Genomic DNA, 14,026 nt, shown 5'->3' on the forward strand with positions numbered 1-14,026 from the left:
CGTGACCTATAGTTCCAATATTAACGTGAGGTTTAGTCCTCTCAAACTTTTCCTTTGCCATTCTATTCATCCTCCTTAATTTATATCTTTGAAACTTTTAAATTTACTCTTCTTCTATTAACTCTTTAGCAATATTGCCAGGTACTTCACCATAATGATCAAACTGCATTACATAATTAGCTCTACCTTGAGTTATAGAGCGCAGATCTGTCGCATAACCAAACATCTCCGAAAGCGGCACATAAGCTCTAACTACTCGAGCATTACCTCTTTGTTCCATGCCTTCTACTTGAGCTCGACGCCCATTAATATCACCAATTACATCCCCCATATATTCTTCAGGAGTAGTAACCTCTACCTCCATAATCGGCTCCAATAAAACTGGATTTGCTCTTTTAGCACCATCCTTAAAAGCCATAGAACCGGCAACTTTAAAGGCCATCTCAGAAGAGTCAACTTCGTGATAAGAACCATCATTAAGACTAGCCTTTACATCCACTACCGGATAACCGGCTAAGATTCCATTCTCCATTGCCTCTTCAATTCCATCTTCAACAGAAGAAATATAGTCTCTAGGTACAACTCCTCCGACAACATTATCTTCAAACTCAAATCCTTCTCCAGCTTCTAAAGGCTCCAGCTCGATAATAACGTGACCATACTGTCCTCGACCACCAGACTGGCGAATAAACTTCCCTTCAGCTTCAACCTTTTTCTTAATTGTCTCTCGATAAGCAACTTGAGGTTCACCAACATTAGCTTCCACACCAAACTCCCTCAACAATCGATCAACAATTACCTCCAAGTGTAACTCACCCATACCAGAGATGATAGTCTGCCCTGTCTCATCATCGGTACGTACTCGAAAAGTTGGATCCTCTTCAGCTAAGTTCTGTAGAGCCTGTCCTAACTTATCCTGGTCTTTTTGAGTTTTAGGTTCGATAGCTACATCTATTACTGTATCTGGAAACTCCATAGATTCTAAGACAATCGGCTCATCTTCATCACAGAGAGTATCTCCAGTAGTAGTATTTTTAAGTCCTACTGCTGCTGCTAAGTCTCCTGCATAAACAGAGTCTCGCTCTTCTCTATGATTAGCATGCATCTGTAAGATTCGACCAACTCGTTCCTTCTCCTCTTTAGTAGAGTTATAAACATATGATCCTGATTCCAAAACTCCAGAATAAACTCTAAAAAAGGCTAATTTTCCTACATAAGGATCAGTCATTATCTTAAAAGCTAAAGCAGAAAATGGAGCATCATCATCAGCAGGTCTAGTATCCTCTTCATCCTCAGTACGCGGAACTAAACCTTGTACCGGTGGAACATCTACCGGAGCCGGCAAGTAGTCTATCACTGCATCTAACAAAGGCTGAATACCTTTATTTTTCAAAGCAGTTCCACAAAGCACAGGAGTAAATTCATTAGCTAAAACACCTTTTCGAACTCCAGCTACAACTTCATCCTCTGTAATCTCTTCTTCTTCTAAATACTTCATCATAAACTCTTCATCTATATCAGCTATAGCTTCCAAAATAGCTTCTCGATACTCCTCGGCTTTAGCTACTAAATCTTCAGGAATCTCCTGCTCTTCATACTCAATTCCTAAGTCATCTTCATATACTATAGCTTTCATAGCTACTAAATCCACTACACCTTTAAAGTTATCTTCCTTACCAATAGGCAGTTGAATTGGTAGTGGATTAGCATCAATCCTATCTTCCATCATCTGTACCACATTATAAAAGTCTGCTCCAGTTCTGTCCATTTTATTTACAAAAGCAATTTTAGGTACGCTATAACGATCAGCCTGTCTCCATACTGTCTCAGATTGTGGCTCAACTCCACCTACTGAGCAGAAAACACCAATAGCTCCATCAAGAACACGTAATGATCTTTCAACTTCCACAGTAAAGTCCACGTGCCCTGGCGTGTCTATGATGTTAATTCTATGATCTTCCCATTGACAAGTAGTAGCTGCAGAAGTAATCGTAATTCCTCTCTCTTGCTCTTGTTCCATCCAGTCCATTTGTGAAGCACCATCGTGAGTTTCTCCCATTTTGTGCACTCTACCAGTATAAAATAAAATACGTTCAGTTGCTGTAGTCTTGCCAGCATCTATATGTGCCATAATCCCTATATTCCTTGTTTTATCTAACGGAAATTGTCTGGCCACTATTTTACCCTCCTTAAACATTGATCAAAATAAATACTACCATCTATAATGAGCAAAGGCTTTATTTGCTTCAGCCATTCGATGTATCTCTTCTTTAGTGCGTACTGCACCGCCTCTTTCATTATAAGCATCAATAATTTCACTAGCTAATCTATCTACCATTCTTCTTTCACCACGTTGACGAGATGAATCAATAATCCAACGCAAACCTAAAGTTAATCTACGATCATTGCTTACTTCTACGGGTACCTGATAGTTAGCCCCACCAACTCGCCGAGACTTAATCTCTAATACCGGCATAGTATTATTAATCGCTTCTTTGAAAACATCTAAAGGATTTTCGCCTGTTTCTTCTTCAATCTTATCCATTGCTTCATAAAAAATACTTTCAGCTAAAGACTTTTTACCATCATACATAATCTTATTAATAGTTTTAGTTACTAGCTTACTATTATAAACAGGATCTACTTCTATGCTTCTCTTTTCAGCTCTCCTTTTTCTAGACATCGCTTCCCCCCCTTTGCTGTGAGTTATTATTATTTATCACTTTAATCCCTAGGCTTCTTAACACCATATTTAGAACGACTCTGTTTTCTATCTTCAACACCAGCAGTATCCAAAGCACCACGAACAATAGTATACCTAACCCCAGGCAAATCCTTTACTCTTCCACCTCTAACCAAAACTACAGAGTGTTCCTGCAAGTTATGACCAATTCCCGGAATATAAGCTGTAACTTCTTTTCCATTAGTTAAACGAACTCGAGCTACTTTTCTTAAAGCAGAATTAGGCTTTTTAGGTGTGGCTGTATAAACTCTAGTACAGACACCTCTTTTTTGTGGTGCACCTCCTAATGCTGGAGCCGTTTTCTTTTTCTTAACTTTATCTCTACCTTTACGAACTAACTGATTAATAGTAGGCACTACTTTGCTACACCTCCTTCCAAGTTCTTAAATATCCCTTAAAGAAAAGGAAGTCTCCAAATCTTCAAGGGATAACCTCTATACATAGCTTACTTTATCATTAACTAAGCGCTTGAATTAATACTATCTATTTACTCTCTACAACACACACTTACGTATTTTAACACTTTAATTCCTAGCTGTCAAGTTATTAGTAGGATTTTTATTTAACTTACTACTTCACTCTCCACTGCCTCATTTGAATGAACGTCTTCTTCATCTTCTTCCTTAGCTAAGTCGATATCAATATCGCGATATCTTTTCATCCCTGTTCCAGCTGGAATCAGTTGACCGATAATCACATTTTCCTTCAAGCCAATCAAAGGATCATTTTTGCCTTCTAATGAAGCTTCAGTTAAAACTCGAGTAGTTTCTTGGAAAGAAGCAGCAGATAAGAAGCTTTTAGTATTTAAAGAAGCCTTAGTAATACCTAAAAGTTCCGGTTTAGCAGTTGCTGGTTCCTTTCCAGCAGCAATTGCTTCTTCATTAACCTCTCTAAATTCGAAAACATCAACTAAGTCTCCGGGTAATAAGTCAGTATCTCCGGACTCTTTAATCTTTACTTTACTCATCATCTGTCTAATTACTATAGCTATATGTTTATCGTTAATCTCTACTCCCTGCGATCTATATACATCCTGTACTTCACGTAATAAATACTTCTGCACAGCCCTAGTACCTTGAATATTTAATATATCTTCTGGATCTAAAGGACCTTTAGTCAATCGAGTTCCTGCTTCTACATATTCACCATCTTCAACTATTAATTCAGATCCATAAGGTAGTTGATAGGTTCTCTGTCTTCCTTCATCGGTTTTAATTACAGCTTTATAGGAATTAGTTTTTTCCACTAAGTTTACCTGTCCGCTTAGTTCGGTTACTATCGCCTGTCCCTTAGGAGTTCTAGCTTCAAATAACTCCTCCACTCTCGGTAAACCTTGAGTGATATCATCTCCAGCAACTCCACCAGTATGGAAGGTACGCATAGTTAACTGAGTTCCCGGTTCACCAATAGACTGGGCAGCAATAATCCCTACTGCTTCTCCTACATTAACCAAACGTCCATTAGCTAAGTTGCGCCCATAGCATTTGCAGCAAACTCCATACTTAGTCTTGCAGGTTAAAACCGATCTAATATTTACTTTCTCTATTCCTAACTCTATGATTTGAGCTGCTGTTTTTTCATCGATCATTTCATCCTTAGCAACTATCAACTCGTCGTTTTCTGGATGCTCTAAATCAGCAGCAGCTAACTTACCGATAATCCTTTCTTCTAGAGGTTCTATTATTTCCCGACCTTCCTTAATAGCTCCAATCAACAGTCCTTCCTCGGTACCGCAGTCTTTTTCTCTAACTATCATATCCTGAGAAACGTCTACTAGTCTACGCGTTAAATAACCCGAATCAGCTGTTCTTAAAGCTGTATCGGCTAATCCCTTTCGAGCTCCATGAGTAGAAATAAAGTACTCCAATACTGTTAAACCTTCTCGGAAGTTAGCCTTAATAGGCAGGTCAATGATCTGTCCAGAAGGGTCAGTCATTAAGCCCCTCATTCCTCCTAACTGAGTAATCTGAGAAGTATTACCTCGCGCACCAGAGGTAGCCATCATGTTGATGGAGTTAGTATCGGAAAGATTATCTGCCATAGCTTCGGTCACTTCATCTTTTGCTTTACCCCAGATATCAATTACTCGTTGATATCTTTCCTTTTCAGTAACCATTCCCCGCTTATGCTGCTCTTCGATAAACTCCACCTTCTCCTCAGCCTGCTTTAAAATATCTTTTTTCTCTGCTGGTACCTTTACATCCTCTACTCCGATAGTTACTCCAGCTTTAGTAGAATACTCAAAGGTAATATCTTTTAAGCTATCCAATATATCTGCGGCTTGATTAGGGCCAAACTTTTCTTCACACTCACCAACTAAATCCGCTAAAGCACCTTTATCAAAGGTCTTATTATAAAATCTTATTTTATCTGGTAGAATATCATTGAATAAAACTCTACCTACAGTAGTTTCTATCCAGTCTCCATCTAAACGATAGTTAATTTTAGCTTGAATATCCACTACCTTATTTTCATAGGCCATTAACACTTCATCAGTGCTACCGAAGATTTTTCCTTCCCCTTTTACTCCTTCTTTAGCCATAGTCATATAATAAGCACCTAAAACCATATCTTGAGAAGGTACAGCAATAGCCTCGCCATCGGCTGGAGAAAGTATATTGTAAGTAGATAACATCAACAGCCTAGACTCTGCTTGTGCTTCCGCAGATAGGGGCACGTGAACTGCCATTTGGTCACCATCAAAGTCAGCATTATAAGCTGGGCAGACTAAAGGATGGATTTTGATAGCCTTTCCTTCTACTAGAATCGGCTCAAAAGCTTGGATACCCAGTCTATGCAAGGTAGGAGCTCGATTTAAAAGTACAGGATGCTCCTTAATTACACCTTCCAAAATATCCCAAACCTCTTCATCTAGCTTTTCTACTTTTCCTTTAGCACTTTTGATATTATGAGCCAGATCCTCATCAACCAACTTCTTCATTACAAAAGGCTTAAACAGCTCTAAGGCCATCTTCTTAGGTAGTCCACACTGATGCATCTTTAATTCAGGTCCTACTACAATTACTGAACGACCAGAATAGTCAACCCTTTTACCTAGTAAGTTCTGTCTAAAGCGCCCCTGCTTTCCTTTTAACATATCACTTAAAGACTTCAAAGGCCTGTTTCCTGCTCCAGTTACCGGTCTGCCCCGGCGGCCATTATCGATCAAAGCATCTACTGCCTCCTGTAACATCCGCTTTTCATTTCTGATAATGATATCTGGAGCACCTAAGTCCAATAAGCGCTTTAATCTATTATTCCGGTTAATAACTCTTCTATATAGATCATTTAAATCAGAGGTAGCAAAACGACCTCCGTCTAACTGCACCATAGGTCGCAACTCAGGTGGAATCACCGGAATCACTTCCAAAATCAACCATTGAGGCAGGTTTCCAGACTGGCGTAGACCCTCTAGCACTTTTAGTCTTCTAACTGCTCTCTTGCGTCGCTGACCAGAAACTTCTTTAATTTCAGCTTTTAAGTCTGCTACATCCTGATCCAGATCCATATTTCTCAGTATCTCTTTAATAGCTTCGGCTCCCATACCAGCTTTAAAGTCACTACCATGCTTAATCCGAGCCTCTCGATACTCACTTTCACTTAAAAGTTGATTTTCAGTTAAAGTAGTATCACCAGGATCTATCACTATATAATTAACAAAGTATAATACCTTTTCTAGAGAACGAGGAGACATATCCATAATCAAACCTAAACGACTGGGAATCCCTTTAAAATACCAAATATGAGAAACCGGAGCCGCTAGTTCAATATGGCCCATTCGTTCTCTTCGAACTTTAGAGCGAGTCACCTCTACCCCACAACGATCACAAACAACTCCTTTGTATCTAACTCGCTTATACTTACCACAATGACACTCCCAGTCCTTAGTGGGGCCAAAGATTTTCTCACAAAAAAGCCCTTCTTTTTCCGGTTTCAGGGTTCTATAATTAATAGTCTCTGGTTTCTTCACTTCACCGCTAGACCAGTTCCGAATCTGTTCTGGTGAGGCCAAACCAATCTGCACAGAATTAAAGTTATTCACATTAAACAAGGGCTACTCCTCCTTTTTAGTCTCAAAGTCTATCTTAATATTAGGCATGCTTAGTTGTCATCATTCTCTTCTTCCTCTACTCCTAAACCTAATTTTTTAGTGGTATCGTTAACCACTTCTTCACTCTCTTGGATTTCCAGCTCCTCATCATCCTCAGAGTATACTTTAGCATCCAAACCAATACTCTGCATCTCTTTAATTAAAACCTTAAACGATTCTGGAATACCAGGCTGAGGTATATTTTCACCTTTTACTATAGATTCATAGGTCTGTACTCTTCCTACTACATCGTCTGACTTAACCGTTAACATCTCCTGTAGGGTATAGGAAGCTCCATAGGCTTCTAGAGCCCAGACCTCCATTTCTCCAAAGCGCTGTCCACCAAACTGAGCTTTACCACCTAAAGGCTGTTGGGTTACTAAAGAGTACGGCCCAGTAGAACGAGCGTGAATCTTATCATCAATTAAGTGATGAAGCTTTAAAATATACATATAGCCTACTACCACTTCATTTTCAAACTTCTCTCCAGTTCGACCATCATAAAGCTCTATTTTCCCGTTTTCAGGTAATCCGGCTTCTTTCAGAGTCTCTCGAACATCATCCTCAGTGGCTCCATTAAAAACCGGAGTTTCTACATGGATACCTAACTTCTTAGCTGCCCAACCTAGATGAGTCTCCAACACCTGACCTAGGTTCATTCTTGAAGGTACTCCTAAAGGGTTAAGCACTATTTCTACTGGCTCTCCATTGGGTAAGTAAGGCATGTCTTCTTCAGGTAAAATTCGAGAAATAACTCCTTTATTACCGTGACGACCAGCTAACTTATCCCCTACTGCGATTTTACGCTTATTAGCAATATAAACTCTAACTAGTTTATTTACACCTGGTTTTAAATCATCACCATCTTCGCGATCGAAGACCTTAACGTCGATTACAATTCCACTTTCACCATGAGGAACTTTGAGTGAAGTATCTCTAACTTCCCGAGCTTTTTCTCCAAAAATAGCTCTCAATAGTCTTTCCTCAGCCGAAAGTTCAGTTTCTCCCTTGGGAGTTACCTTTCCTACTAAGATATCACCAGGGCCCACCTCAGCACCAGGACGAATAATCCCTCGCTCGTCTAAGTCTTTTAAAGCATCTTCGCCTACATTAGGAATATCTCTAGTAATCTCTTCCGGGCCCAATTTAGTATCTCTAGCCTCAGCTTCATGTTCTTCAATATGAATTGAAGTCAAACCATCATTTTTAACTAAATTTTCACTAATTAAAATAGCATCCTCGTAATTATAACCTTCCCAAGGCATAAAGGCTACTAAGCAGTTTCGACCCAAAGCTAATTCACCTTTATCGGTAGCCGGCCCATCGGCAATAATATCTCCTTCTTCAACTATATCTCCCTTACGAACAATAGGCTTTTGATTAAAGCAAGTTCCTTGATTAGAACGAACAAATTTATCTAAATTATAGCTATCTACTTCCCCTTCATCGTTCTTAATTAAGATTTTATCACCAGCTACTCTCATTACTTCACCGCTGTTTTTAGCAACTACTGACACGCCTGAGTCTTTAGCAGCTCTATACTCAATTCCAGTGCCCACATAAGGAGCATCAGTCTTCAGCAAAGGAACCCCCTGTCGCTGCATATTAGCTCCCATTAAAGCCCGATTAGCATCATCGTTTTCTAAAAAGGGAATTAAAGCTGCTGAAACACTAACAATCTGCTTAGGAGACACATCCATATAATCAATTTTACTAGTATCTTCTACTTGTAAAATATCTTCCCGATGTCTTACTCGCGGCGCATCACTAGTAATATTTCCTTCCTCATCAAAAGGTTCATTAGCCTGAGTTATAACATAACCTTCTTCTTCATCGGCTGTTAAATATTCAATCTCATCAGTAACCTTACCATCGACCACCTTACGATAAGGAGTCTTAATAAAGCCAAACTCATTAGTCTTACCGTAAATACATAGTGAACCGATCAAACCAATATTTGGCCCCTCCGGCGTCTCAATTGGACAGATTCTACCATAATGAGTATGATGAACATCACGAACATCGAATCCAGCCCGTTCTCTACTCAAACCTCCGGGCCCTAAAGCGCTCATCCGTCGTTTATGAGTCAGCTCAGACATCGGATTAGTCTGATCCATAAACTGGGATAGCTGACTGCTACCAAAAAACTCTTTAATTGCTGCTACTACCGGTCGAGTATTAATTAAAGCTTGAGGAGTAATCACATCAATATCCTGAATTGTCATCCGTTCTCTAATTACTCTTTCCATTCTGGAAAGACCGATCCTAAACTGATTCTGTAAGAGCTCCCCTACAGTCTTCAATCTTCTATTTCCTAAATGATCAATATCATCTATATAAGCATCATCATCGTCATTAACCAATTTAATCATATACCTAACTGTTTCTACAATATCATCCCTAGTTAAGACTCGTTTATCGGCATCAATATCTAAACCTAACTTTTTATTTATCTTATACCTACCTACTCTAGCTAAATCATAACGCTTAGAATCAAAGAAAAGTGAATCCAATAGATTTTCAGCGCTCTCTACTGTTGGCGGCTCGCCAGGCCTTAACTTTTTATACAGCTCAATTAAAGCTTCTTCTCTATTCTCCGTATTATCTCTATCAATAGTATTATGCACAACCTCATGGTCGCCTAAAAGATCTATTAGCTCAGCATCTGTGCTATAGCCTAAAGCTCGAAAGAGAACAGTAGAAGAAGTTTTTCTAGTTCTATCAACTCTAACAGCTATAATATCCTTCTTATCATATTCAAACTCGATCCAAGCACCTCGATTAGGAATTATACTTCCTTCATAAAGCTGACGACCATCTTTAGTTCTTTCTTGATCAAAATAGACTCCTGATGATCTAATTAACTGATTAACTATTACTCGTTCAGCTCCATTAATAATAAAAGTCCCTTTATCAGTCATTAAAGGGAAGTCCCCCATAAAGACTTCTTGTTCCTTTACCTCACCAGTCTCCTGATTAATTAACCTAACCTTAACCTGAAGTGGAGCAGAGAAAGTTACATCTCTATTCTTACTTTCCACCTCATCATACTTAGGCTCACCTAAAGAATAATCGATAAACTCCAAAACTAAATTTTCAGAAAAATCATGAATAGGAGAGATCTCATCAAACATCTCCAAAAGTCCAGTCTCTAAAAACCAATTATAAGATTCTTTCTGCGTCTCCAATAAGTAGGGAATCTCCATGCCATCTTCAATTCTAGCAAAGCTTCTCCTTTCACGTCTCAGAGAGCTTTTTGGTTTGGCCATTAATTACTTCACCCCCGCTAGTTTTATAAACTAAAACAAAATAAAAATAAGCCATTTAAACTATAAATAAGCATAGTACAGTATTATTTTTGGCTAGTTGGTCTCTACATATACACTTTTTATTAAAATTAACATAAAAATCTATTCTCTAAGCTAATTTAAGTCACCTAAAACTCATTCTATCATTCCCATAACAATTAATAATGGTAACACAGATTATAAGAAATGTCAAGATCTTTTTTAGGCTAAGGAAAAAGCACTCTGTTAGCTTATATTAACAGAGTGCTTCACTCATCTATTCTCTTATTCTTATTAACTACTTAAGTTCTACTGTAGCACCAGCTTCTTCTAGCTGCTCTTTGATTTCTTCAGCTTCTTCTTTTTCAACACCTTCTTTGACAGCATTAGGTGCTTCATCAACTAGAGCCTTAGCATCCTTAAGTCCTAAATCAGTCACTCCTCTAACCGCCTTAATTACTTTGATTTTCTTATCACCAGCAGAAGTAATGACCACATCAAAGGCTGTTTGTTCTTCCTCTTCCTCTGCTCCACCACCGGCAGCAGGGGCTCCTGCCATAGCTACAGGGGCAGCAGCAGAAACATCAAACTTCTCCTCTAACTCTTCAACTAATTCAGACAGTTCAAGTACAGTCATATTTTCAATAGCTTCTATAATCTCTTCTTTAGTCACAATCTTCACCTCCTCATCGAAAGTTCTTACAATTTAATTTATAGTAAGTACTTTTTTTAAAATAAATAAGTTACTCTTCTTTATCCTCTTTGATAGCCTTTAAAGTATAAGCTAAGCTCTGCAATGGATCATTTAAAGCATTTACTAAACCATTAACTGGCGCCTTCATCTTAGCTAATAACTGAGCTATTAGAACTTCCCGAGGCGGTATGTCTGCTAAAGACTTAACCTGTTCTAAGTCTATCAGGTCTCCTTCTACAAGTCCACCCTTAATCTCTAATTCTTCGTGTTCTTTAGCAAATTCCACTAACACCTTAGCCGGAGCAACCGGATCCTCATCGGAAAAAGCTATAGCAGTAGGACCAGTCAAATACTCTTCTATCTCTTCAAAATCGGCATTTTTAGCTGCTAATAAAGCCAAAGTGTTTTTAACTACTTTATAATCAACTCCAGCCTCTCTTAACTGATTTCGTAATTCAGTAACCTGAGCTACATCCAAACCACAGTAATCGGTTAAAACAGCTGCTTTGGTCTCGCTGAATTTATCAGTTAGTTCTTCAACAATTAACTCTTTCTCTCGGGTTGGCATCTTGACACCTCCTCTTTAACAATCAAAAAAAGTCTCCGTGAGCACCGGAGACTTTCAACATTTAAGCATAGTTATTCCCCTAATCATCTTAATTAAGAGATTATCAGCTTATTCTCCAGCCTCGGTAGGTATTTTTAAACTGTAGCCAGTACCCACGGTCTATGGCTAAGACTATTATTTGATTTTTTCATAACGCACAAATAAAACTATAACACATTATTTCAGCTAAGTCAAATATATTAGGTAAACATATTACGTACGATTCCCGGATCAATTTTAACTCCCGGGCCCATAGTCGCTGAAACAGTAACATTATATAAATACTGACCTTTAGCTCCTAGAGGTCTAGCTCTAATTACTTCCTCTAATACTGCACTGAAGTTTGCAAATAAATCCTCAACACTAAAGGATGCCTTGCCTAAAGGTAGATGAAGGTTTCCATCCTTATCGGCTCTATACTCCACCTTACCAGCCTTAATATCGGTAATAGCTTCCTTTAAATCAAAGGTTACAGTTCCTACTTTGGGGTTAGGCATTAATCCCTGCGGCCCTAGTATTCTACCTAATTTACCTACTAGACTCATCATATCTGGAGTAGCTACTGCTATATCAAAATCCAGCCAGCCTTCTTCAATTCTTTCAGCCAAATCTTCAGTTCCTACTACATCGGCTCCGGCTTCCTCAGCTTCCTTAGCCTTTTCTCCTTGAGCAAAGGCAATCACCTTTACCTCTTGTCCAGTTCCTGCTGGTAAAACCAAAGCTCCTCTTAATTGTTGATCGTTCTTATCAGGGTCAATCCCTAACTTAATTGCTACTTCAATTGTCTCGTCAAAGTTAGCCGTTGCTGTTTCTTTAGCTAATTCCAAAGCCTCTTTGGGCGAGTATAACTTTTCTCGATCTACCTTTTCAAAAACCTCTGCGTATCTTTTTGACATTTACTTTTCCTCCTTAGTGGTAAAACGGATTAGCTCCTCCCACAATATTTAAAAATTAGTCTTCAACTACCAAACCCATGCTTCGGGCCGTACCTGCAATCATACTCTTGGCTGCTTCTAAGCTAGCAGCATTTAAGTCTTCCATCTTTGCTTTAGCGATTTCTTCTAAATCATCAGTGGTCACAGTACCTACTTTTTCCACATTGGGTTCTCCAGAACCCTTTTCAACTCCTGCTGCCTTCTTTAATAGATCGGCTGCTGGAGGAGACTTAGTAATAAAATCGAAAGAACGATCTGCATAAACAGTAATCTCCACTGGAATAACATTACCGGCTTGATCGGCCGTTTTAGCATTAAAAGCTTTACAAAACTCCATAATATTAACTCCGTGCTGACCTAAAGCGGGCCCAACCGGAGGAGCTGGATTAGCCTTTCCCGCCGGAATCTGCAGGCTGATCTTTCCTACAACTTTTTTTGCCATTTTACTTACACCTCCTTAAACTTCCTCAACTTGATGAAAATCCAATTCTACTGGAGTTTGACGTCCAAACATAGAAACTAAAACTGTTAATTTACTCTTATCAAGATCTATCTCCTGAATTTCACCTACAAAATCTCCAAAAGGACCATCAATAACTCGTACTTCATCACCTAACTCTAAATCTATCTCAACTTGTGGTTCTTCTAAACCCATTTCTGAACGAATAGAACTCAACTCTCCTTCAGAAACCGGGACCGGTTTAGTCCCAGAACTAGCAAAACCAATTACCCCTGGTGTATTACGAACCACATACCAAGAATCATCATCCATTATCATTTCAATTAATACATAGCCAGGAAAAAACTTCTCCTTGGACATGGTCTTTTTACCGTCTTTCATCTTAACTTTATCCTTAGCTGGAATCAAAATATCAAAAATTTTCTCATCCATACCTGTAGTTTCGATTCTTTTTTCCAAATTCGATTTAACCTTATCTTCATGTCCAGAATAGGTATGAATAGCATACCATTTCTTTTTCTCACTCATAATTTAAGGAAGTCCATTTCAGGACCCGCACCTCCCTTTTAACCAAAAATAAACGGAGTAATAATCCTAGAAAAGATAGCATCTACTCCTCCCATATAGATAGCTATTAATAAAACAGTAACAATCACTACTGTGGTATAGGAAATTAGCATCTCTCTACTAGGCCAGTTTACTTTTTTTAGCTCAGCTTTAACTTCTCGCAAAAACTTTTTTACCTTTCCCAAAAAATCATTTTCAGCCATTATCTCACATCCCTAAATGCTAGTTTCATTTTACATACTCGAAACAATAAAACAGCCTACCACTTTTATCTAGTTTCTTTATGGATAGTATGTTCTGCACAAAATTTACAGTATTTTTTCATTTCCAAGCGGTCTCGATCATTAGACTTATTCTTGGTAGTGGAATAATTTCTACGGTCACATTCTGTACAAGCCAAAGTAATTATTTCTCTCATTAGTGCCACCTCCCTAAACAAGCGAACATCTACTGCTAAATCAACACCTTAATAACTTTATCATATTTCAATTAAAAAGTCAAAGAAAAGGCAGGTAGCATATAGCCTACCTGCTTTTAATAGTATGCGGAATTTTTTGGTATCCTATTCAATAATTTCAGTAATAACTCCTGCTCCTACAGTCTTACCACCTTCACGAATAGCAAAACGTAGTCCTTCTTCCAT

At 38.6% G+C, this 14,026-nt stretch carries 13 protein-coding genes and 1 other annotated feature; all 13 genes read right to left on the reverse strand.

Annotated elements, in window-relative coordinates; translation table 11 throughout:
* Positions 1-103: 103 nt before the first annotated feature.
* Positions 104-2,176 (reverse strand): elongation factor G, encoded by a 2,073-nt coding sequence (gene fusA / locus MWH30_RS11930; protein ID WP_248664316.1) that lies wholly within the window; start codon positions 2,174-2,176, stop codon positions 104-106.
* A 36-nt stretch (positions 2,177-2,212) separates the two neighbouring features.
* Complete coding sequence (gene rpsG / locus MWH30_RS11935) at positions 2,213-2,683, reverse strand: 30S ribosomal protein S7 (protein ID WP_248664317.1); 471 nt, start codon at positions 2,681-2,683, stop codon at positions 2,213-2,215.
* A 41-nt stretch (positions 2,684-2,724) separates the two neighbouring features.
* On the reverse strand, positions 2,725-3,099 hold the full coding sequence (gene rpsL / locus MWH30_RS11940; RefSeq protein WP_248664318.1) for a 30S ribosomal protein S12: 375 nt from the start codon (positions 3,097-3,099) through the stop codon (positions 2,725-2,727).
* A gap of 206 nt (positions 3,100-3,305) precedes the next feature.
* Entirely contained in the window at positions 3,306-6,794 is a 3,489-nt protein-coding gene (gene rpoC, locus MWH30_RS11945; protein ID WP_248664319.1) for a DNA-directed RNA polymerase subunit beta', read from the reverse strand.
* Between the two features lie 50 nt (positions 6,795-6,844).
* Positions 6,845-10,102, reverse strand: a complete 3,258-nt coding sequence (rpoB, locus tag MWH30_RS11950; RefSeq protein WP_248664320.1) for a DNA-directed RNA polymerase subunit beta — start codon at positions 10,100-10,102, stop codon at positions 6,845-6,847.
* 316 nt (positions 10,103-10,418) lie between these two features.
* Positions 10,419-10,793, reverse strand: a complete 375-nt coding sequence (gene rplL, locus MWH30_RS11955; protein ID WP_308221618.1) for a 50S ribosomal protein L7/L12 — start codon at positions 10,791-10,793, stop codon at positions 10,419-10,421.
* A 70-nt stretch (positions 10,794-10,863) separates the two neighbouring features.
* Positions 10,864-11,382, reverse strand: coding sequence for a 50S ribosomal protein L10 (gene rplJ, locus MWH30_RS11960; protein WP_248664321.1), 519 nt, complete (start codon positions 11,380-11,382; stop codon positions 10,864-10,866).
* Positions 11,383-11,397: 15 nt separating this feature from the next.
* Positions 11,398-11,565: a sequence feature (ribosomal protein L10 leader region), on the reverse strand.
* A gap of 56 nt (positions 11,566-11,621) precedes the next feature.
* Positions 11,622-12,317, reverse strand: a complete 696-nt coding sequence (rplA, locus tag MWH30_RS11965) for a 50S ribosomal protein L1 (protein ID WP_248664322.1) — start codon at positions 12,315-12,317, stop codon at positions 11,622-11,624.
* A 55-nt stretch (positions 12,318-12,372) separates the two neighbouring features.
* The gene (gene rplK / locus MWH30_RS11970; RefSeq protein WP_248664323.1) at positions 12,373-12,798 is read right to left on the reverse strand and encodes a 50S ribosomal protein L11; all 426 of its coding nucleotides are present in this window, start codon (positions 12,796-12,798) and stop codon (positions 12,373-12,375) included.
* A gap of 15 nt (positions 12,799-12,813) precedes the next feature.
* Positions 12,814-13,344, reverse strand: coding sequence for a transcription termination/antitermination protein NusG (gene nusG, locus MWH30_RS11975; protein ID WP_248664324.1), 531 nt, complete (start codon positions 13,342-13,344; stop codon positions 12,814-12,816).
* 38 nt (positions 13,345-13,382) lie between these two features.
* Positions 13,383-13,586 carry a preprotein translocase subunit SecE gene (secE, locus tag MWH30_RS11980; RefSeq protein WP_248664325.1) on the reverse strand — a complete coding sequence of 68 codons (204 nt, stop codon included), beginning with the start codon at positions 13,584-13,586 and terminating at the stop codon, positions 13,383-13,385.
* Positions 13,587-13,651: 65 nt separating this feature from the next.
* On the reverse strand, positions 13,652-13,801 hold the full coding sequence (gene rpmG, locus MWH30_RS11985; RefSeq protein WP_248664326.1) for a 50S ribosomal protein L33: 150 nt from the start codon (positions 13,799-13,801) through the stop codon (positions 13,652-13,654).
* A gap of 144 nt (positions 13,802-13,945) precedes the next feature.
* Positions 13,946-14,026, reverse strand: an 81-nt coding sequence (locus tag MWH30_RS11990; RefSeq protein WP_248664328.1) for an EF-Tu C-terminal domain-related protein, incomplete at its 5' end; no start/stop codon positions are given.

This window comes from Fuchsiella alkaliacetigena (assembly GCF_023227765.1).
GTDB lineage: Bacteria > Bacillota > Halanaerobiia > Halobacteroidales > Acetohalobiaceae > Fuchsiella > Fuchsiella alkaliacetigena.